Origin of the sequence: Desulfobulbus alkaliphilus (assembly GCF_016918545.1) — a bacterium.
In the GTDB taxonomy this organism is placed as follows: Bacteria; Desulfobacterota; Desulfobulbia; order Desulfobulbales; family Desulfobulbaceae; genus Desulfobulbus; species Desulfobulbus alkaliphilus.
In genome coordinates this window covers 1-428 of sequence record NZ_JAFFQC010000301.1, presented here as the reverse complement: position 1 = coordinate 428, position 428 = coordinate 1, and the positions used below count along the sequence as shown (strand labels likewise).

Sequence of the window (428 nt, the reverse complement as noted above, 5' to 3'; positions counted from 1 at the left end):
GTCTTAATGTCTAACGGCCCGCGTCAGGCGCTTTTGCCGTCATTAAAGATAGCCAGTTCATCCCAGATAGCGTCAATTCTCGCCGTCACTTCAGGATCTTTTTTAATCGGACGTCCCCACTCGCGTTGGGTTTCACCGGGCCATTTATTCGTGGCATCCAGCCCCATTTTCGAACCTAAACCGGAAACCGGTGAGGCGAAGTCCAGATAATCAATCGGCGTATTTTCGACCAGCACCGTATCACGGGCCGGGTCCATACGCGTGGTGATGGCCCAGATAACGTCGTTCCAGTCACGGGCGTTAACGTCGTCATCGCAGACAATCACAAATTTGGTGTACATAAACTGGCGCAGGAATGACCACACGCCCATCATTACGCGCTTGGCGTGTCCGGCATACTGCTTTTTCATCGTCACGACGGCCAGGCG

1 pseudogene is annotated in these 428 nt (G+C 53.5%); it reads right to left on the bottom strand.

Annotated features, from left to right (window positions below):
* Window positions 1-23 precede the first annotated feature (23 nt).
* Window positions 24-428: pseudogene (locus JWG43_RS18635) on the bottom strand (3-octaprenyl-4-hydroxybenzoate decarboxylase); the annotation flags it as partial.